At 72.7% G+C, this 19,118-nt stretch carries 22 protein-coding genes; 15 read left to right on the forward strand and 7 right to left on the reverse strand.

Translation table 11 applies throughout. From position 1 onward, the window contains the following. Nucleotides 1-29: 29 nt before the first annotated feature. A complete protein-coding gene (locus QRY02_RS16280) occupies nt 30-395 on the forward strand; it encodes an STAS domain-containing protein (protein WP_285992365.1) in 366 nt (121 codons plus the stop codon). 90 nt (nt 396-485) lie between these two features. Here the strand turns inward: QRY02_RS16280 and QRY02_RS16285 are convergent, their stop codons facing one another. Continuing rightward, nucleotides 486-1,451, reverse strand: a complete 966-nt coding sequence (locus QRY02_RS16285; protein WP_285992366.1) for an LLM class F420-dependent oxidoreductase — start codon at nt 1,449-1,451, stop codon at nt 486-488. Between the two features lie 181 nt (nt 1,452-1,632). On the opposite strand from QRY02_RS16285, the gene QRY02_RS16290 reads away from it, so the two are divergent. From QRY02_RS16290 to QRY02_RS16300, 3 genes are all read left to right on the forward strand, one after another. Further along, nucleotides 1,633-1,962, forward strand: coding sequence for a plasmid stabilization protein (locus tag QRY02_RS16290; protein ID WP_285992367.1), 330 nt, complete (start codon nt 1,633-1,635; stop codon nt 1,960-1,962). A 62-nt stretch (nt 1,963-2,024) separates the two neighbouring features. Continuing rightward, entirely contained in the window at nt 2,025-2,474 is a 450-nt protein-coding gene (locus QRY02_RS16295) for an ATP-binding protein (RefSeq protein WP_285992368.1), read from the forward strand. Continuing rightward, entirely contained in the window at nt 2,471-3,262 is a 792-nt protein-coding gene (locus QRY02_RS16300) for a SigB/SigF/SigG family RNA polymerase sigma factor (RefSeq protein ID WP_285992369.1), read from the forward strand. The genes QRY02_RS16295 and QRY02_RS16300 overlap by 4 nt, the downstream gene beginning before the upstream one ends. 31 nt (nt 3,263-3,293) lie before the next feature. Here QRY02_RS16300 and QRY02_RS16305 read toward each other — a convergent pair whose 3' ends face one another. Beyond that, the gene (locus QRY02_RS16305) at nt 3,294-4,811 is read right to left on the reverse strand and encodes a CYTH and CHAD domain-containing protein (RefSeq protein ID WP_285992370.1); all 1,518 of its coding nucleotides are present in this window, start codon (nt 4,809-4,811) and stop codon (nt 3,294-3,296) included. A gap of 124 nt (nt 4,812-4,935) precedes the next feature. Here QRY02_RS16305 and QRY02_RS16310 point away from each other — a divergent pair, with 124 nt between their 5' ends. Together QRY02_RS16310 and QRY02_RS16315 are read left to right on the forward strand one after the other, a co-directional pair. Next, nucleotides 4,936-5,457: a hemerythrin domain-containing protein gene (locus QRY02_RS16310; RefSeq protein WP_285992371.1), complete on the forward strand. Its 522-nt coding sequence runs from the start codon at nt 4,936-4,938 to the stop codon at nt 5,455-5,457. A 39-nt stretch (nt 5,458-5,496) separates the two neighbouring features. Then, entirely contained in the window at nt 5,497-6,297 is an 801-nt protein-coding gene (locus QRY02_RS16315) for a GAF and ANTAR domain-containing protein (RefSeq protein WP_285992372.1), read from the forward strand. A 69-nt stretch (nt 6,298-6,366) separates the two neighbouring features. Here QRY02_RS16315 and QRY02_RS16320 read toward each other — a convergent pair whose 3' ends face one another. The 3 genes from QRY02_RS16320 to QRY02_RS16330 all read right to left on the reverse strand — a co-directional run bounded on the left by QRY02_RS16320 (nt 6,367) and on the right by QRY02_RS16330 (nt 8,318). Continuing rightward, the gene (locus QRY02_RS16320; RefSeq protein ID WP_285992373.1) at nt 6,367-6,834 is read right to left on the reverse strand and encodes a hypothetical protein; all 468 of its coding nucleotides are present in this window, start codon (nt 6,832-6,834) and stop codon (nt 6,367-6,369) included. 69 nt (nt 6,835-6,903) lie between these two features. Next, entirely contained in the window at nt 6,904-7,758 is an 855-nt protein-coding gene (locus QRY02_RS16325) for an aldo/keto reductase (RefSeq protein ID WP_285992374.1), read from the reverse strand. Nucleotides 7,759-7,856: 98 nt separating this feature from the next. After that, a complete protein-coding gene (locus QRY02_RS16330) occupies nt 7,857-8,318 on the reverse strand; it encodes an SRPBCC family protein (protein WP_285992375.1) in 462 nt (153 codons plus the stop codon). A gap of 134 nt (nt 8,319-8,452) precedes the next feature. Here QRY02_RS16330 and QRY02_RS16335 point away from each other — a divergent pair, with 134 nt between their 5' ends. The 3 genes from QRY02_RS16335 to QRY02_RS16345 are packed head-to-tail and all read left to right on the forward strand — an operon-like array spanning nt 8,453 to nt 9,431. Continuing rightward, nucleotides 8,453-8,866 carry a phage holin family protein gene (locus QRY02_RS16335; RefSeq protein WP_285992376.1) on the forward strand — a complete coding sequence of 138 codons (414 nt, stop codon included), beginning with the start codon at nt 8,453-8,455 and terminating at the stop codon, nt 8,864-8,866. Beyond that, on the forward strand, nt 8,863-9,168 hold the full coding sequence (locus QRY02_RS16340; protein WP_013227044.1) for a DUF3618 domain-containing protein: 306 nt from the start codon (nt 8,863-8,865) through the stop codon (nt 9,166-9,168). The genes QRY02_RS16335 and QRY02_RS16340 overlap by 4 nt, the downstream gene beginning before the upstream one ends. Next, nucleotides 9,165-9,431: a DUF4235 domain-containing protein gene (locus QRY02_RS16345; RefSeq protein ID WP_285992377.1), complete on the forward strand. Its 267-nt coding sequence runs from the start codon at nt 9,165-9,167 to the stop codon at nt 9,429-9,431. The genes QRY02_RS16340 and QRY02_RS16345 overlap by 4 nt, the downstream gene beginning before the upstream one ends. Before the next feature lie 70 nt (nt 9,432-9,501). Here the strand turns inward: QRY02_RS16345 and QRY02_RS16350 are convergent, their stop codons facing one another. Then, nucleotides 9,502-9,870 (reverse strand): STAS domain-containing protein, encoded by a 369-nt coding sequence (locus tag QRY02_RS16350; protein ID WP_285992378.1) that lies wholly within the window; start codon nt 9,868-9,870, stop codon nt 9,502-9,504. A 171-nt stretch (nt 9,871-10,041) separates the two neighbouring features. Between QRY02_RS16350 and QRY02_RS16355 the strand changes: the two genes are divergently transcribed. Together QRY02_RS16355 and QRY02_RS16360 are read left to right on the forward strand one after the other, a co-directional pair. After that, nucleotides 10,042-11,331 carry an NAD(P)/FAD-dependent oxidoreductase gene (locus QRY02_RS16355; protein ID WP_285992379.1) on the forward strand — a complete coding sequence of 430 codons (1,290 nt, stop codon included), beginning with the start codon at nt 10,042-10,044 and terminating at the stop codon, nt 11,329-11,331. Between the two features lie 25 nt (nt 11,332-11,356). Further along, the gene (locus QRY02_RS16360) at nt 11,357-11,911 is read left to right on the forward strand and encodes a hypothetical protein (RefSeq protein WP_285992380.1); all 555 of its coding nucleotides are present in this window, start codon (nt 11,357-11,359) and stop codon (nt 11,909-11,911) included. A gap of 32 nt (nt 11,912-11,943) precedes the next feature. Here QRY02_RS16360 and QRY02_RS16365 read toward each other — a convergent pair whose 3' ends face one another. Further along, nucleotides 11,944-12,837, reverse strand: a complete 894-nt coding sequence (locus QRY02_RS16365) for a LysR family transcriptional regulator (protein ID WP_285992381.1) — start codon at nt 12,835-12,837, stop codon at nt 11,944-11,946. An 81-nt stretch (nt 12,838-12,918) separates the two neighbouring features. On the opposite strand from QRY02_RS16365, the gene QRY02_RS16370 reads away from it, so the two are divergent. The 4 genes from QRY02_RS16370 to QRY02_RS16385 all read left to right on the forward strand — a co-directional run bounded on the left by QRY02_RS16370 (nt 12,919) and on the right by QRY02_RS16385 (nt 19,102). Then, on the forward strand, nt 12,919-14,247 hold the full coding sequence (locus tag QRY02_RS16370; RefSeq protein WP_285992382.1) for a type III PLP-dependent enzyme domain-containing protein: 1,329 nt from the start codon (nt 12,919-12,921) through the stop codon (nt 14,245-14,247). A 113-nt stretch (nt 14,248-14,360) separates the two neighbouring features. Further along, nucleotides 14,361-15,842, forward strand: coding sequence for an ArnT family glycosyltransferase (locus QRY02_RS16375; protein WP_285992383.1), 1,482 nt, complete (start codon nt 14,361-14,363; stop codon nt 15,840-15,842). Between the two features lie 33 nt (nt 15,843-15,875). Beyond that, entirely contained in the window at nt 15,876-17,060 is a 1,185-nt protein-coding gene (locus tag QRY02_RS16380) for a 4-hydroxybenzoate 3-monooxygenase (protein WP_285992384.1), read from the forward strand. Nucleotides 17,061-17,128: 68 nt separating this feature from the next. Next, nucleotides 17,129-19,102, forward strand: a complete 1,974-nt coding sequence (locus tag QRY02_RS16385; RefSeq protein ID WP_285992385.1) for a HelD family protein — start codon at nt 17,129-17,131, stop codon at nt 19,100-19,102. Nucleotides 19,103-19,118 lie beyond the last annotated feature (16 nt).

The raw sequence follows: 19,118 nt of genomic DNA on the forward strand, positions 1-19,118 counted from the left end.
CGCGCCGCACCAGGACGGCGGCGAACGGCATGAACCTTCCCCGAGCCCGGCACCCCAACCTCCGGCTGCGCACGGCGTGGCCGGCCCCGCACGCGGTCCTGGTGACCGCCCGCGGCGACCTCGACAGCGCGACGGCGGCCGACCTCGCCACGCTCCTCTCCGACCGGCTGTGGGCGACGCCGGGACGGCTGGTCGTCGATCTGTCCGAAGTGGACTTCCTCGGCGTGGCCGGGGTCCGGGTGCTGCTGCACGCGGCACTGCAGGCCGGACAGGGCGGCACCGAGCTGCTCGTGGTCACCGGGGCCAATGCGGTGGTGCGGCGGGCCCTGCAGGTGACCGGGGCGGACCGGCGCCTCGCCGTGGCCGATCAACGGCCCGCCCCCGCGCCGGCCTGAGCCGGCGTCGTGCACCCACCCGTGCGGCACCTGCCCACACAGTGCCTGTTCACACAGTGCCTGTTCACACAGCGCCTGTTCACGCAGTGCTCATCCACGCAAGGCCGGGAGCAGCTCCTTCTCGGCGAAGTCGAGGAAGCCCTCCTGCTGGTCACCGCCGATCTGGACCAGCGCCACGTCGGTGAAGCCCGCCTTCTCGAACTCCCGCACCGCCTCGGCGATCGGCTCCACGTCCGGGCCACACGGGATCGAGCCGGCGACGTCGTCCTCGCGGACGAACTGCGTCGCCCCGGCGAACCCGGCCGGTCCCGGCAACTCGGCGTTGACCTTCCAGCCGCCGGCGAACCAGCGGAACTGCTCGTGCGCGCGCTTCACGGCGGCGTCGCGGTCGGTGCCCCACGACACGGGCAGCTGCCCGATCTTGCGGCTCGGCGCGCCGCCCAGCTTCGTCGCGTCCCACTCCTGGGAAAGCTCCACCTTCGGCTCGACGGCGATCATCGCGTCCGCGACCGGGGCGAACCGCCGGACCGACTGCGAACCGGACACCGCGACGCCGATCGGCACCCGCCTCTCCGGCAGGTCCCACAGCTTCGCCGAGTCGACCCGGAAGTGCTTGCCCTCGTAGTCGAAGTAGCCGCCGTCGAACAGGCCGCCGATGATCTGCACGGCCTCGGCGAGCATCTCGTGCCGGACGTTGGCCGGTGGCCAGCCGCGGCCGATGACGTGCTCGTTGAGGTTCTCCCCCGCGCCGAGCCCGAGGGTGAACCGGCCGCCGGAGAGCGCCTGCACGGTCGCCGCCTTCTGCGCGACCACCGCCGGGTGGTAGCGCATGGTCGGACAGGTCACGTAGGTCATCAGCTCGGCGCGTTCGGTCACCTGGGTGACCGCGCCCAGCACGGCCCAGGCGTAGGGCGCGTGGCCCTGTTCGTCCAGCCAGGGCGAGTAGTGGTCGCTCATGACCTCGAAGTCGAAGCCGGCCCGTTCCGCCTCGGCGGCGAACCGGACCAGATCGTTCGGGCCTGCCTGCTCGGTCATCAGGGTGTAGCCGATCCGCATCGGCCCTCCTCTCGCATCGGCTGCTCTTCGGGGGTTCCGGGTGGCGGAGCCCCCGGCCCGGGGCGGAGCCCCGGTTGTCACAGCTCTCCGCGTACCCGTGGTCCGCGGTGGGTAACCACCCGACCGGGACGTTTACCCCGTGATCAAGCGGGTACTCGCCCGCGGGACGAAGGGAGCGGACATGCCTCAGTCGTGGAGCGGCAAGCGCGAACGCCAGTATGAGCACATCAAGGACTCGGCCGAGGACCGCGGTGCGAGCACGAAGCGGGCCAAGGAGATCGCGGCCCGCACGGTGAACAAGAACCGCGCCCAGTCGGGTGAATCCCGGGAGGCCAGCAAGACGTCGGTGAAGGACAAGTCGCCGCAGCAGCGCGGCGGCGAGCGGTCCGGCAACCGCAAGGGCCCGGGCGGCCCGACGAAGGACCAGCTGTACAACGAAGCGAAGAAGAAGAACATCGACGGCCGCTCGAAGATGACCAAGAAGGAACTCGAACGGGCGCTGGGCCGGTGACGAAACCCGAAATCCCTGATCACCAAGTGTCAGCATTACACCGGATGGGTAGTACCTCACATATGGAAGACACTCGAAGCGACAGCTCGTTCGGTGGCAAGCCGACCGTCGACGAGCTGCTCGACGAACTCGTCGAGCTGCGGCTCCCCGCCATGGCGGAGCAGATCCCGCTGGTCCGGATGCTCACCCACGGCGTGGTCTCGCGCGCGGACTTCGGGCTCGACGCCATCGCCGACGCCAAGATGGCCGTCGACGAGGCGTGCGCGCAGCTCGTCCAGCTGGCCGAACTGGGCTCGCAGCTGCAGTGCCGCTTCCGCCTGGCCCCCGACGGCTTGCACGTCATCGTTTCGACCCGATCGAGTGACCCGCGGCCGCCGAGCGACCGCACGTTCGGGTGGCACGTGCTGACGACCCTGAGCCGGTCGGTGACCGCCTACTGCGACGCGCTTCCCGGCGGGGGTGCGGGCATCGTCACGATCGAGCTGGTGCTCAACCCGGGAACGAGCGCGTGAGCAGCGAGCGGAAAACCCTCCTCCACCGCCCGGACGAATATGCCCACTGCGAGCCGCTGTTCAAGGAACTGGGCGACCTCGACGCCGACGATCCGCGCCGGGACGTCGTCCGGAGCCAGCTGGTCACCGAGCTGCTCCCACTGGCCGAGCACATCGCGACCCGGTTCTCCGGCCGCGGCGAGCCCCGGGAAGACCTGGTCCAGGTGGCCCGGATCGGCCTGATCAACGCCGTCGACCGGTTCGACCCCGCCCGGGGTCACGACTTCCTGTCCTTCGCGGTGCCGACCATCATGGGCGAGGTCCGCCGGCACTTCCGCGACACCGGCTGGTCCGTCCGGGTCCCCCGGCGGCTCAAGGAGCTGCACCTTTCGCTGAGCCAGGGCTCGGCGGTGCTCTCCCAGCGCCTGGGCCGCGCCCCGACGCCGACCGAGCTGGCGGAGCACCTGAACCTCGACGTGGACGAAGTCCGCGAAGGCTTGCTCGCGGGCAACGCCTACCAGGCGCTCTCGGTCGACAAGCCGGTGCACGACGACGCGGAGGCGTTGTCGCTGGCGGACACCATGGGGGAACCGGACCACGAGATGGCCATGGTCGAGAACCACGAGGCCCTTCAGCCGCTGCTGCAGGAACTGCCGAAGCGCGAGCGCGCGATCCTGGTGATGCGGTTCTTCGGCGGGCTCACGCAGACCCAGATCGCCGACCGCGTCGGGATCTCCCAGATGCACGTCTCCCGGCTGCTGTCGCAAACCCTGGAACAGCTGCGCGGGAAGCTCACCGGCGAAGGCTAGGAGGCGGCCGGAGCGGCCGCCTCCTGGCGGCTCAGCCCAGCCAGCCGGGACGCCCGCCCTTCCGCAGCCGCCGCCACTCCCGCGTGAACGTCTCGCGCAGCTCCGCCGCCCGCCCCGCGTCCCGGGCGTGGAGCATCCCGAAGGTGAAGGTGTTCTGCCCCTCGCCGTGGCCGGCGATGGCGAGGTGGTGCAGGACGTCCCGGCCGACCACGGTGTCCTGGTGCTCGCCCAGCGTGCTCTGGACGGCCTTGACGTTCTTGCGCCACTTCCGCAGCTTTTTCCCGTACACCGGCTTCACGGTGTCGGCCGCGTAGCGGGCCCGTTTGGCCTTCTTGCGGACGTCGTGCAGGGCCTTCTCCAGCTCGTCGCCCGTCAGCCCACGGGCCGCCGCTTCGGCGCGGCTCAGCTTCTCGGCGGCCTTGCGCAGCGGCTTGCGCAGCCCGGCCTTCGCGGGCTTGCGCGCCTTCGCGGTCAGCGGTGGTTCTTCCAGCAGGGTGTCCAGCCTGCGCAGCAGCTGCACGTAGCGCTTGCCGGTCAGCGCCGCCAGCGCGCGAGCCCGCCCCTCCTCGGCCTCACGGGCGAAGTGGCGGGTGAGGAACTGGCGCAGCGGCCCGAAGACGAGCTCTGACGGCACTGCGTCGAGCTGTTCGCGCAGCCGCTCCTCGGTCACCTCGGTGTCCCTGGCCGGCGACAACTGGCGGCCGAGCCACTGCAGCTCGGCCACGAGGGACGCCGTCTCCTTCTTGTCGACGAGCGACCCGAAGGTGCGAAACGTGCTTCGCAGCTTCCGGATCGCGACGCGCATCTGGTGCACCGAATCGCCGGCGTCCAGCCGCACCCCGACGTCCGCCCGGCGCAACCGGCCGTAGTGCTCGTGCAAAGCCGCCAGCACGACGTCGCCGGCGGACGGCTTCTTGCCGAGCCGGGGCGGCGCCGGGACGCGGTCACCGACGAGGCGGCGCAGTTTCGACGGCCACGGCGCCACCGAGGCACCGGCCGCGGTCAGCGCGCGGTCGAACTCCCCGAGCAGCGCCGGTTCGGTCGCCGGGTCCAGTTCGAGTTCCAGTTCGCGCCACTCGTCGAGCCGCGCGGTCGCGCCACCGGCTTCCCCGGTCACGTGGTCGTCGGTGAGGGTCGCGACGGTGCGGCCGCCCGCGCCGGCGAGGCGGTGGGCGAAGCGGTCGGTGCGCAGGTGCGCGATCGGCACCAGCTTCTCCCCCAGCGTGTACGCCCGCACCAGGCGCCGCAGCCGGCCGGGCACCTTGTGCGCGTCGCCGCCCAGCGGCAGCTGCAGTTCCTGCCGCTCGTCGGCCGACACCGGCAGCTTGAGGTGCCAGCCGGCGTCCGGGCCGCCCACGCGCCGCCGCAGGGTGATGCCGCTGCGGGCCAGCCGGAACGTGGCGGTGTCGTAGTAGGACGCGTCCAGGACGTGCTCCACGGGGTCGTCCTGGGTTTCGACGCCGCCGACGCCGACCAGGCGGGGCACCCCGCTGCCGGCGACGATCTCGTACTTGCGTTCGCGCTCGGTCACCTGCGACGGCGCTGCCATGGTTCGTCCTCCCTGAGGGCCGGTTGCCCTTTGAATACCCGGCCGGCGCGCGGCTGACACGGGATTCGGCGCCGGAGCAGCGGGTATCCCACTCTGCGAACCCGAGCCCGGACCAGGAGAGTGCATGAACGGCAACCAGTCCGCAACCGACCTGACGACCGTCCTCGCCGGCGACCACCGCGAACTCGACCGGCTCTGCACCGAGCTCGAGCTCGGCCAGGGCAGTCCGGAGAACCGCAAGGACCTCGCCGATCACCTGATCGCGGAGCTGGTCCGGCACTCCGTCGCCGAGGAGCCCTACCTCGACGGCGACGGCGACCTCGCCGAAGCCGACCGCCTGATGCGGCAGCTCGAAGGCGCCGGGCCGCAGGAGACGCGGTTCGAACGCCTGCTGGGCGGGCTGATCCGCGCCGTGCGGCGGCACGTCCGCGAGGAGGGCGCCGCGGCCGTGCGCGAGATCGGGCGCACCTGCTCCCCCGACCGGCAGGCCGAACTGGGCCGAGAGGTCCTCGAGACCCGCGAGGCCGCGCCCAAACTCCCCCACCCCGACCTCGCGGACCGGGTGCCCCAAGCCGACCAGCTGTGGCCGGGACCGGGGTTCGTCGACCGGGCCCGTGCCGCCCTGCGCGCCCCGGCATCGGGTTGAATGAAGGCCAGCACCCGATCCGGTAGACAGTGAGGACCCATGAGCGTCGGCGAAGAGGAGTGGGCCCGGGAACGGGCCTGGTTCAGGCGGGACGGTGACCCGGAGCCGGGGCTGCTGGCCCGGCAGTTCGCCGACCTCACGCGGACCCTGCTCGACGTGACGCCGACGGTCGGCGGGGTGCTCAAACTCGTCGTCGGAGCCGCGACCGCGCTCATCCCGGACGCCCACCTGGTCAGCGTCACCCTGCGGGACGCCGACGGCACCTTCCACACCCCGGTCGGGACGGATCCGATCGCCGAACGGCTCGACCAGGTGCAGTACGACCACGGCGAAGGTCCCTGCGTCGAGTCGGCCCGGCCGGACGGGCCGGCCGTCGGCTGGTCGCAGGACCTGGGCCGGGATCCGCGCTGGCCGGCGTTCGGCCCGGCCGCCGCCCGCCACGGCTTCCACTCGGTGCTGGCCACCGCCCTGCTTCCGGACGTCCGCCCGCCCCGGCTGTCCGGCGCGCTCAACATCTACTCGCGCACCCCGGGCGCGTTCGACGCGCAGGCGATCGACGTCGCCCTGCTGCTGGCGACGCACGCGTCACTCGCGCTGGCCCACACCCAGGCCGTGGCCTCGGCCGAGCTGGAAGCGGCGCACCTGCGCCAGGCGGTGGACAGCCGCGACGTCATCGGGCAGGCGAAGGGCATCCTGATGCAGCGCCGCGGCATCACCGCCGACGAGGCCTTCGACGTGCTGCGCCGCGCGTCGCAGGACCTCAACGTCAAGCTCGCCGATCTGGCGAAGACCCTCGCCGCCCGGCACACCGAAGTGGATCTGCCGGCCGCGGAGGCCTGACACGCCGAAAGCGCCGCTTTCACGAGAAAGCGGCGCTTTCGGTGGAGCCGATCTTTATCGGGTGCGCTTTTATTGGGCCGAATACGGGGACCGGTGCTCCAGCGACGGGCTGGCAGCCGGGTAGCGGCCGTCCTGACCCGGCACCGGGGTGACCGTCGTGCCCTGCTGCTCCGCCTCCACCCGCGGCCGGGGGCCGCGCTGGACGACCGCCTCCACCTCCTGCTCACCGCGGATGCGGGCCAGGACGCCGAGGGTGATCGCGTGGGCCAGGGCGAGGATCAGCAGCAACACCCCGATCCGCCCGACCACGCCGGGCAGGTCGCTGTCGCCCATGTCGACGGTCGAGATCAGCGCCAGCACCCCCAGCGTCGCGAGGTGGAACAGCACCGTGACCAGGCGGGTCATCGAAGCGCCGGCCGCCGGGTCGCCGTAGGAGTTCTCCAGGTACCGGCGGCCGCTGCGGTAGATGATCTGCCCGTCTATCAGGACCAGCGCAACGCCGATCGCGAGGAACGACAGGTACGCGTTCGTGGTCATGCCGGACGCTCCTTCCTGGGGGACCTTGCCGGAGGAATACCCGGCCGGTCGCGCAGGGAAACGCCGGTGTCACGCGGTGAAGGTGTCCGGGTCCGGCCCGGTGCGGCGGCCTTCGTCCAGCCGGCCGATCTCCGCCATGTCCTCGTCGTCGAGCTCGAAGCCGAACACGTCGATGTTCTCGCGCATCCGGCCGGGTGAGACCGACTTCGGGAAGACGACGTTCCCGAGCTGGACGTGCCAGCGCAGCACGATCTGCGCGGCCGTCCGCCCGTGCTTTTCCGCCAGGTCGGTGAGCACCGGGTCGCCGAGCACGCCGGCCTGCGCCAGCGGGCTCCACGCCTCGGTGGCGATGCCGTGCGCCCGGTGGTACTCGCGCAGCTCCGCCTGCTGCAGCGCCGGGTGCAGCTCGATCTGGTTGACCGCGGGCACCAGGGACGTCTCCTCGGCGAGGCGGTCGAGGTGGGCGGGCTGGAAGTTGGACACGCCGACGGCGCGGGCCTTGCCCGCCCGGAGGATGTCTTCGAAGCCCAGCCACGTCCGGACGAACGTGTCCTTTGCCGGCAACGGCCAGTGGATCAGGTAGAGGTCGACGTAGTCGAAGCCGAGCCGGCGCAGGCTGCCTTCGAGCGCGGTGATCGCGTTGTCGTGCCCGTGCGCGTCGTTCGCCAGCTTCGTCGTGACGAACACGTCCTCCCGCGCCACGCCGGACTCCGCGATCCCCGCGGCGACACCGGCCTCGTTGCGGTACGCCTGTGCGGTGTCGACGTGGCGGTACCCCGTCTCCAGCGCCGTCCGCACGGCCTGGGCGGTTTCCTCCGGCGGGATCCGGAAAACACCGAACCCGAGCTGCGGGATCCGCACGCCACGCCCTTGTCCAGTGTTGTTCAACTCCAGGGTGGGAACGCCGGCTGTGGTGGTCGTCATGAATCCGGCCTACCCGGTGGTCCCCGGACGCGAAACGCGGCGGGGCGGGTGATCCCGCCCCGCCGCGACAACTCACCCCGAACGGGTGACCCGCGGGTTTACCGCCCCGGGCGGTCCACGTCGCCGCGCCAGCTGCCGGTCTCCCGGCCGCGCTGCTCGATGAACTCCTTGAACCGCTTGAGATCGCCCTTCACGCGGCGGTCGAGCACGCCGAGCTTGTCCGCGACGTTCTCGGCGAAGCCCTCCGGGTCGATGTCCATCTGCGCGGTCACCCGGGTGTGCGAGTCGTCCAGCCGGTGGAAGGTGATGACGCCGGCGTGGTCCGGACCGGAGTCCGACGTCCAGGCGACCCGCTCGTCGGGGTGCTGCTCGGTGATCGTCGCGTCGAATTCGCGCGTCACGCCACCGAACCGCGTCACCCAGTGGGTGTGGGTGGCGTCCACCTGGCGGATCTCTTCGACGCCCTCCATGAACTGCGGGAATTCCTCGAACTGCGTCCACTGGTTGTACGCGGTGGAAACGGGGACTTCCACGTCCACGATTTCGGTGATCGTGCTCATGCACTCCTCCTCGTCGATGGTCGGTACTCGTCATTGAGGGCACAAATCGGCTACCCGGTGCACCGGCGGTCAAACGCGACGCGGTTGACATCGGCCCGGGCCGGGTACACGGCGGCCAGGCAAGGAGGTGTTCGGTGATCGAAGAGGTGAACAAGAAACCGGCTTCCGACCGCTCGGTCGGCGAACTGGTGACGGACCTGACCGGCGAGGTCAAGCGGCTCGTCCGGGACGAAATGCGGCTCGCGGTCTTCGAACTGCAGCGCAAGGGCAAGAAGATGGGCCTCGGCGCCGGGTTGTTCGGTGCCGCAGGGCTGTTCGCGTTCCTCGGGGCCGGCACGCTGGTCGCGGCGGCCGTGCTGGCGCTCGCGCTGGTCCTGCCCGGCTGGCTGGCGGCGGTGATCGTCGCGGTCGCGCTGTTCGTCGTGGCCGGGATCGCGGCCCTGGTCGGCAAGAAGGAAGTGACGCAAGGGGTGCCGCCGGTGCCCGAAGAAGCGATCAGCGGCGTCCGCGAAGACGTGGACACCGTGAAGCAGGGAGTGCGGACATGAGCGGGGACTTCCCGAAGAACGCCGAGGAAGCACGCCTCGACCGGGACGCCACGCGGGAGGAGCTCACCGAGACCCTCGAAGCGCTCGGGCAGAAGCTCGACGTGAAGGCGAGGGTCAAGGAGAACGTCGACGAAAAGCTCGACCAGGCGACCGCGAAGGTCGCCGACGTGACGAACGAGCCGACCGCGGTCAAGTTCCGCCAGGGCGCCGACGCCGTCCGCGCCAACCCGCTGCCGGTCTTCGCCGGCGTGCTGGGCCTGCTGATCCTGATCCGCCTGATCCTGCGCCGGAGGAACTCGTGAACAAAGCGCTCTACAAGCCGCTGAGCTGGGTGGTGGGTGCCCTGGGCGGCATCCTCGCCGGCCAGGTGTTCAAGCAGGTCTGGAGCCGCGTGGCCGGGGAGGACGACGCCCCCGACGCCACCGACCGCGACTACACCTGGCGTCAGGTGGTCATCGCGGCGGCGGTGCAGGGGGCGATCTTCGGTGCCGTCAAGGCCGCCACCGAACGCGCGGGCGCCGTCGGTTACCGCAAGGCGACCGGCGACTGGCCGGGCGAGGACTGACCACAGCGACGACCGGCCACCGTGCCGGCCGACCACAGAGTGGACGGCGGGAGGCGTGTCCGCCGGGCGGTCACGCCTCCCGGCCGGGCTCGAGGGCCAGGCCGGTGAGCGCGGCACCGACACGGGGGTGGATCTTCAGCACCAGGTCGGCGCCGGTGGCTTCGAGCGAACGGGTGACCGCGTGGCCGCCGAGCACGACGGCGAGTTCGGTGCGGGCGTGCGCCTGCAGCAGCGAGCGGACCCCGGCGCAGCTCAGGAAGGCGACCCGGGTCAGGTCGACGACCAGCCGCTCACCGGTGGCGAGGGCTTCGTCGAGGGTGCCGACCGTGGCGGCGTCGATGTCGCCGACCACGGTGAGGACGGTGACCCCACCCGGCCGCTCGGTGGTGGTGACGGTGAGGCCGGAGGGTTCATAGATCGTGCGGAAACAGTCGTACATGGCGCTCCCTTGGGTTCAGCATTGCAGGGGCGCTGACCGGAGCACGTGTCTGAACAACAGCCAACTCACCTGACCGTACGCCCCTGGGCGGTGAGGTCAACCCCGCGGGTTTCCCGGCTCCGACCTCGGGTAATCCGTTCGGGACGGATATCCGGCCCCGGGAGGAGATCCATGCGTGTCGTGATCGTCGGCGGCGGTTTCGCCGGATACCACGCGGCGAAGAGCCTTCGGAAGGAAGCCGGCGAAGACGTCGAAGTCGTCGTGCTGAACCCGACGGATTACTTCCTCTACCTGCCGTTGCTGCCCGAAGTGGCGGCCGGCATCCTCGACCCGCGGCGAGTCGCGGTCTCGATCCCCGAGACGCTGCGCGGAGTCCGCCTGCTCCTCGGCGTGGCCACCGGGGTGGACTTCGATGCCCGCCACGTCACCTACACCGATCCCGAGGACAACGAACACCGGATCGGGTACGACCGGCTGGTGCTGGCCGCGGGCAGCGTCAACAAGCTGTTGCCGATTCCGGGCGTCCCGGAGTACGCGCACGGGTTCCGCGGCGTGCCGGAGGCGCTGTACCTGCGCGACCACATCACCCGGCAGATCGAACTGGCCGCCGCGGCCGACGACCCGGCCGAACGCGAAGCGCGCTGCACGTTCGTGGTGGTCGGGGCCGGCTACACCGGCACCGAGGTCGCCGCGCAGGGTCCCGCGTTCACCGCGGCGCTCGCCGCGCGCCACCCCGAGCTGGCCGGGCAGCAGATCCGCTGGCTGCTGCTCGACGTCGCCGAGCGGGTGCTGCCCGAGCTCGCCGGGCGGCTCGGCCGGACCGCCGACCGGGTGCTGCGCTCGCGCGGGGTCGAGGTGCTGATGAAGACGTCGGTCGACCACGCCGACGCCAAAGGGGTGACGCTGACCAACGGCGACGCCGTGCCGACCCGCACCCTGGTGTGGTGCGTCGGCGTGCGGCCGGACCCGCTGGTGGCCGGCCTCGGGCTCGAGACCGCGAAGGGCCGGCTGGTGGTCACCGAGCAGCTGAACGTGCCGGGCCGCGACGACGTCTTCGCCTGCGGCGACGCGGCCGCGGTGCCCGACCTCACCCGCCCCGGCCAGTACACCGCGATGACCGCGCAGCACGCCGAGCGGCAGGGCAAGCTCGCCGGGCGCAACGTGGCGGCGTCGCTCGGGTACGGCCGCCGCGGCACCTACCGGCACCACGACCTCGGCTTCGTCGTCGATCTCGGGGCCGGCGCCGCCGCGGCGAACCCGTTGCACATCCCGTTGTCCGGGCGCCCGGCGAAGGCCGTGACGCGCGGCTACCACCTCATGGCGATGCCGGGCAACCGCGTGCGCACGGCCGCCGACTGGGTCCTGGAGGCGCTGACCGGCCGCCAGACCGTCCAATTGGGACTCGTCCGCTCCGGCGCCGTGCCGCTCGACACGGACAGCCCGGAACTCCCCCGTCGCTGAATCCCTTTCGGTGAAAGGAAAGCTCATGCCCGCCGAACCCGAACCCATCCGTTCCGAAGGCCCCGCCGTGGTGGTCGCCGGGGACCCGTCGGGCGCCAAGGTGATCGTCCTCGACCCGGCAGGCGCCGCGAAGCACGACGAACTGCCGGCGACCTGGCGGCCGCTGGCGGAGAAGCGAGCCGTCTTCTGGTGCCGGGTACCCGCCGGCGGCGCGCTGACCGAAGCCGACGACCTCCTCGGCGACGCCGGCCCGGGTGATCCCGAGATCGCCGTGGTGGCCGGCGGCCCGTTCGCGGCGGAAGCGCTGCAGATCGTCGAACGGCACCCGGGCGCGGCGACCCACCTGCTGCTGGTCGACCCGGCCTCGGACGCGTTCCTCGCCTCCGACGACGCCGCCCAGGCCAACGAAGCCTGGCTCGCCGAACACGACGACGTCGTCGCCAAGCTGCGCGAGGCGGGCACGGAGGTGCGGGTGATCGCGTCGAGCACCGAGAGCCCGGAAGACCGCGTGCCGCCGCCGCTGCCGCTCGGCCACCCGGGCGTGGTCACGGCGGTGCGCTCGGCCCTCGGCCTGGACTAGCTTCTCCGGGCGGCGGCGAGGTCAGGCCACGCTCACGTCGCGGACTGGCGCTGCCCAGTGGCCAGGTCCACGAAGGCCCGCACCACCGGGGACGCCGAGCCGGACCGCCACGCCAGGCCCACGTCGATCCTCGGTGGCGGGTCGTCCAGCCGGCGCAGCACCACGCCGCGGCGGCGCAGCGCCCGTGCCCGGTGTTCCGGGACCGCCGCGAGGCCCGCGCCTTCGGCGACCGCGCGCATCAGCTGCTCGTCCTCCGGTTCTTCGCGGACGATCGGGGGCAGCCCGCCGGGCCAGACCTGGCCGCTGATCGCGTCGTACTGGCCGGGGCCGTTCTCCCGCGGCCAGAACACCACCGGCTCGGTGGCGATCGCGGCCCGCCGCACCCGGCCGCGGCGGCGGGCAAGGGGATGCGCCGACGGCAGCGCGAGCAGGACCTCCTCCGAGCCGACCACCGCGACCTCGATGCCCGGGGCGGTGACCGGCGGCCGCACGAAGCCGACGTCGATCTCGCCCGCCGCCAGCCGGGCCAGGTTCAGGCTGGTCCAGCCCGTTTCCAGGGCAAGTTCGACGTCCGGGTACCGCTCGCGATAAGCCGCGACCAGATCGCCGGCCGGCGGCCCGGGCGCCGAACGCGTGTAGGCGATCCGCAGCCGCCCGGCGTCGCCCCGGCCCGCCGCGGTGATCGCGCCCCGGGCGCGGTCCAGCCGGTCGAGCAGGTCGCGTGCCTCGGCGGCGGCCACGCGCCCGGCGCCGGTCAGCGCGAAGCGCGGGCCCGTGCGGTCGAGCAGCGCGACACCCAGGTCCGCCTCGAAGGCGCGGATCTGCTGGCTCAGCGACGGCTGGGAGACGAACAGCCGGGCGGCCGCCCTCGTGAAGTGCATCTCCTCGGCGAGCACGGCGAAGTAGTGCCATCGGCGAAGATCCACCCGCCCATTATAGGGCGGTCCTATGATTTCATCGGGGCGAAGTCTTGGACCGGGCGGCCCGCACGCTGCTGTTCTGGGACCATGACCACGACCAGCGCGCCCCTGACCCGCACCGACCGCAAGCTGCTCGCCCTGGCCGCCGCGGCGGACCGGCGGCTCGCCGCCCCGCTGGCCGGGTTCGTCGACCTCACCGCCGTCCGCGAAGCCGTCGAAGACCTGACGAAGGCGTTCGCGCCGCTGGGGCGGGTCCAGCACACGGTCGCCGCCAAGGCGTGCGGCCTGGCGCCCCTCCTGCGGTTCCTCGGCGACCTCGGGATCGACGCCGAGGTCGCGAGCCCGGGCGAGACGGCGGTCGCGGAGGCCGCGGGCCTGCGCGGCCCGCGGCTGGTGCTCGACTCCCCCGCCAAGACGACCGCCGAGCTCGCGCACGCACTGGCCGAGGGCACGGCGGTCAACGCCGACAACTTCCAGGAGCTCGCCCGGCTCGACGCACTGGTCGGCGCGACATCACCGCGGTCGGTGCTGGGTGTCCGGATCAACCCGCAGGTCGGGGCCGGCCGGATCGGCGACACGAGCACCGCGACCTCGGCGTCGAAGTTCGGGATCCCGTTGCGGGACCACGGAAACCGGGGACTGCTGCTCGAGTCCTTCGCGCACCGGCCGTGGCTGACCCGGCTGCACGTCCACGTCGGCTCGCAGGGCTGCCCGCCGGAGCTGATGGCCGACGGCGTCGCCGCGGCGCACGAACTCGCCGAAGAGATCAACGCCGAGGCCGGGTACCGGCAGGTCACCAGTCTCGACATCGGTGGCGGCCTGCCGGTGGACTTCACCTCCGACGAGCCCGGCCCGACGTACGCCGGTTACGTCGCGACGCTGCTGGCGCGGGTCCCGGCCCTGGCCGACGGGCGCTACGCGTTCGTCACCGAGTTCGGCCGCTCCCTGCTGGCGAAGAGCGGCTTCCTCGTCAGCACGGTGGAGTACACGAAGGTCGCCGGAGGCCGGCACATCGCCGTGACGCACGCGGGCGGCCAGGTGGCGGCGCGCACGGTGCTGCAGCCGGAGCACTGGCCGCTGCGGATCGGCGCGTTCGACGCCACCGGGGTCCCGAAGACGGGATCCGAGGTGCCCCAGGACGTCGCCGGTCCCCTGTGCTTCGCCGGCGACCTCCTCGCCCGCGAGCGGCCGCTGCCGCTGCTCGAACCGGGCGACCTCGTCGTCGCCCACGACACCGGCGCGTACTACTTCGGCGCGCACTACGCGTACAACACGCTGCCGCGCCCGGCCGTGTACGGGTTCACCGTGTCCGGCCACGGCGACGTCGAGTTCACGCCGCTTCGCCGCGCGCAGACCCTCGCCGAACTGGTCGCCGACGCGGGCGGCGAATTCCTCGGAACGCTCCCGGAAGCTTGATCGACCGCGTACGATCCCGGGCACGCCGAGGGGAGACTGCCATGGGGGCCGGTCGTGCGCGCGCTTTTCGGGGGTCCGGGTGGCGGAGCCCCCGGCCCGGGCCGGAGGCCCGGTTGTCACAGCCGCGGTTCGCCGCGCTGCCAGTGGGGATCGTCGTCGCCGTCCAGGCCGTCGTGCTGACGGCCTTGTCCGGGCGCTACGGCTTCCACCGCGACGAGCTGTACTTCGTCGCCGCGGGCCGCCGGCCGGACTGGGGGTACGTCGACAACCCGCCGATCACGCCGTGGCTCGCCCGGGCGTCGACGGCGTTGTTCGGCGAGACGCCCGCGGGTCTGCGGGTGATCGCGACCCTGCTCGGCATGGCGACCGTGGTGGTCGTCGCGCTGATCGCCCGCGAGTTCGGCGGCGGCCGCGGCGTCCAGCTGTTCACCGCGATCGCGACCGCGTTGTCGTCCTACGTCCTGGTCGTGTCGCACATGCTGGCGACCAACTCCGCGGACGTGCTGCTGTGGTCGGTGATCGCGCTGTGCGGCCTGCGGCTGTTGCGCACCGGCGACGGCCGGTGGTGGCTCGCCGTCGGTGCCGCCGCCGGGCTCGGCCTGGCGAACAAGTGGCTCGTCCTGCTCCTGCTGTCCGGGCTCGGCATCGGCGTCGCCATCGCCGGGCCGCGCCGGGTGCTGCGGACCTGGTGGCTCGCCGCCGGCATCGGGGTCGCCGCCGTCCTGGCGGCCCCGGTGGTGCTCTGGCAGGCGTCGCACGGCTGGCCGATGCTCACCGTGGCCGGCGGGATCAGCGAGGACGACGGCGCCGAGAACCGCCTCCTGTTCGTGCCGATGCAGCTGCTCCTCCTTTCGCCGGTGCTGGTGCCGGTGTGGATCGCCGGGCTCGTGCGGCCGTGGCGTGACCCCGCTCTGTGCTGGGCGCGCCCGCTGGCCATCGCCTACCCGGTGGTCTGCGTCGAGCTCCTGGTGCTCGGCGGGAAGCCGTACTACTCGGTGCCGCTGCTGCTGCCGCTGGTGGCACTGGGCGCGGAACCGGTGCTGCGGTGGCTGGGCCGGGGCGGGACCCTCCGGCGGGCGCTCACCGGCGCGGCCGCCGCGGTGTGCGTGGCCGTGTCCGTCCTCATCGGACTCCCGGTCGTCCCGGCCTCGGCGCTGAACGGCCCGCTGCTGGCGATGAACAAGGAGCCGGGCGAGCAGGTCGGCTGGCCGGACTTCGCCGGCAGCGTCGCGGGTGCGTGGCGGCGGATCCCGGACGCCGACCGCGACACCGCGGTCATCCTCGCCGGCAACTACGGCGAGGCCGGGGCGATCGAGCGCTACGGTCCCGGACTCGGGCTGCCGCAGCCGTACTCGCCGCACATGTCGTACGCGGACTGGGGACCGCCCCCGGACCGGCTGGTCGGCCCGGTGCTGCTGATCGGGCGGGTCCGGCCCGGCTCGCCTGCGTCGAGGCTGATCACCGGCTGCCGAGCGGTCGCCAAGCACCACAACGCCGAAGGCGTCGGCAACGACGAGGAAGGGGTCGTGCTTTCGCTGTGCACGCTGACGCGGCCGTGGTCGCAGGCGTGGCCCCAGCTGCGGCATTACTACTGAGCGGTTCGTCCGGTTCGCGCTACCCTCGGGCGCATGGTGGCGAGGCGCACGGCGGTGGCCGTGGTGGGGGCGGGCCCGGCCGGACTCACGGTGGCGAACCTCCTGCGGCGCGCGGGGATCGGCTGTGTGCTGCTGGAGGCGCGGAGCCGGGCGTTCATCGAACAGCGGCCGCGGGCCGGGTTCATCGAGGAGTGGGCGGTCCGCGGGCTCGAACGGCGGGGCCTCGGCGAGCGGCTCGTCGCGAAGGCGCCGCGGCACGAGAAGTTCGAGTTCCGGTTCGCCGGGCAGCGGCACGTCTTCCGCTACGGGGACGTCACCGGGCAGCGGCATTTCGTCTACCCGCAACAGCTTCTGGTGACCGATCTGGTTGCGCAGTACACCGGCGCCGGTGGTGAGGCGGTCTTCGAGGTCTCGGACGTCGAGCTGCACGACCTGACGTCGGACTCCCCCGCCGTCACGTTCCGGGCCGGCGGCGGCGAGCACCGGATCGACTGCGACTTCGTCGTCGGCTGCGACGGCGCCCGCGGCGTCTGCCAGGGCTACCTGCCGGCGGAATCGACGGTGAAAGCCCACCACGACTACGGAATCGGCTGGCTGGCGCTGCTCGCGGAGGCACCACCGTCCGCCGACGGCGTGCTGTTCGGCATCCACCCGCGCGGGTTCGCCGCGCACATGGCGCGCACGCCGGCGGTGACGCGGTTCTACCTGCAGACCGCGCCCGGCGAGACCGAGGCGGACTGGCCCGACGAGCGCGTGTGGCAGGAGCTGCACGCCCGGCTGGCCGTCCCCGGCGGGGAGGTCATCGAGGGCAAGCTCTTCGAGAAGCGCATCCTCGACATGCACAACTACGTCGTCGAGCCGATGTCGCACGGCCGGCTGCACCTCGCGGGCGAGGCGGCGCACCTGGTCGCGCCGATCGCGGCGAAGGGCATGAACCTCGCCCTGCACGACGCTTTCCTGCTCACCGAGGCGTTCGAGGCGCACTACGCGGGCGACCCGGCGCCGCTGGCCGGCTACTCCGCCGCGTGCCTGCCGCTGGTGTGGCAGTACCAGGAGTTTTCGCTGTGGCTGTCGGACATCTTCCACCACACCGCGGCCGCGGGCGAGAATCCGTTCGGGGCGCGCATCGCGGAAGCCCGGATGCGCCGCCTGCTCGGTTCGCCCGCGGCCGCGGCGGCGTTCGCGGAGCTCTACATCGGCAAGAACGCGGACTTCTGAGGCCCGGCTGACGCTGTCAAGAAGAACAAGACTGCACTTCCCGCGAGATTGCGGGCACGCTCTCCGGCATGCCGGAAATCGCCGCGGAGCAGGACCACGTGAACGTTCTTTACGCCCGCCTCGACGCGTTGCGCGAGGAGGCGGCCGCCGCACTCGCCCGGGGCCACGCTTCGGACGTGTGGCGGGCCGAGGTGGCGCGGCTCGCGGCGGTCGAGGACGGGCTGTGCTTCGGCCGGCTGGACCTGACCGGTGGCCGGCGTGTCCACATCGGGCGAATCGGGCTGTTCGAGAAGGACAAGGCCCTGCTGGTGGACTGGCGCGCGCCCGCCGCCCGGCCCTTCTACACCGCGACCGCCGCCGAGCCGGGCGAAGTCCTGCGCCGGCGGCGGATCACCACCCGCGGCCGGACCGTCGTCGCCGTGGACGACGAACTGCTCGACCCGGCCGGGCCGAGCGACGGGCTGGTCGGCGACGCCGCGTTGCTTGCCGCGGTCACGGCCGAGCGCACCGGGCGCATGCGCGACATCGTCACGACACTCCAGGCCGAGCAGGACCGCATCATCCGGGACGGCGCCCGGGGCGTGCTCGTCGTGCAGGGCGGCCCGGGCACGGGCAAGACGGCCGTCGCCCTGCACCGGGTCGCGTACCTGCTGTACACCCACGAGCACCTGCGCACCCGCGGCGTGCTCGTCCTCGGCCCCAGCCGGGTGTTCCTCGACTACATCGGCCAGGTGCTGCCCGGGCTCGGCGAGAACCGGGTGGTGACGGCGACCGTGCCCGACCTCGTTCCCGGCGTCGTGGTCACCCGGGTGGACTCGGCGGCGGAAGCCGCCCGCAAGGGCCGGGCGGACATGGCGGCCCGGCTGGCCGGGGCGGTGCGGGCCACCGTCCGGGTGCCCGAGGAGCCGGTGGACGTCGAGTTCGAGCAGCAGGCCCTGCGGCTGGATCCGGCGACGCTCCGCCGGGCCGTGCGGAAGGCCAGGGAGACCGGGCTGCCGCACAACCAGGCTCGTCACGTGTTCCACCGGGAGGTCGTCGCCACGCTGACCGGGGAACTGGCCGCCCGGATGGAGGCGGTGGTGTTCACCGAGACCGGCGAGGCGCTCGACGGCGGCAGTGCGGACGGCCGCCTCGGCGAGGCCGAACTGCGGGCGCTGGCAGCCGCGGGCTTCGTGCTCGGCCCGGACGACGACGACAGCCCGCGAACGCTGCTGGACGAGGTGGATCGGGAAGCGTTGCGGACGGCCCTGCTCGCCGACACCGGCGTCCGGGACGTGCTCGACGGGCTGTGGCCGCCGTTGACCCCGGCGGAGGTGGTCGAGGGACCGTGGAGCGCCGCGGACATCCCGTTGCTGGACGAAGCCGCCGCGCTGGTCGGCGAGAGCGTGCCGGTGTTCGGGCACGTGGTGGTCGACGAAGCCCAGGAACTGTCCGAAATGGACTGGCGGATGCTGCTGCGCCGGTGCCCGTCCCGGTCGATGACCGTCGTCGGGGACCCGGCCCAGACCGGGAGCGCGGCGGGTGCCACGTCGTGGGAACGGGCGCCGCGGCCGCACCGGCTCGCGGAGCTGACCGTCGGCTACCGCACCCCGCGGGAAATCATGGAGGCCGCGGCGAAGCTGCTCGCCGCCCACCACCCGGCGTTGCGGGCGCCGACATCGGTGCGGGCGAGTGGAGAGCCACCGTGGCGCCGAGCCGCCGACGACCTGCCCGGTGTGCTCGCCGAACTCGTCGACGAGCACACCGGGGGGCAGCTGGCGATCATCGCCGCGGCGACCCGCGAGCTGGCGGCCGCCCTGTCACTCCCGGTGCCGCCGGACCTCGCGGGTGAGGTGGTGCTGCTGACCCCGGCCGACGCGAAGGGCCTCGAGTTCGACTCGGTCGTGATCGCCGACCCCGCCGCCGTCCTCGCGGCCGGCCCGCGCGGACCCAACGACCTCTACGTGGCCATGACGCGCGCCACCCAGCGGCTGGGCGTGGTCCATCCCGGGCCGGTCCCGCGGGAACTGCGTTCGCTGACCGAACGGCGATCTTCAGGGTGACACATCGTTAGGGTGA

This window comes from Amycolatopsis sp. DG1A-15b, assembly GCF_030285645.1.
In the GTDB taxonomy this organism is placed as follows: domain Bacteria; phylum Actinomycetota; class Actinomycetes; order Mycobacteriales; family Pseudonocardiaceae; genus Amycolatopsis.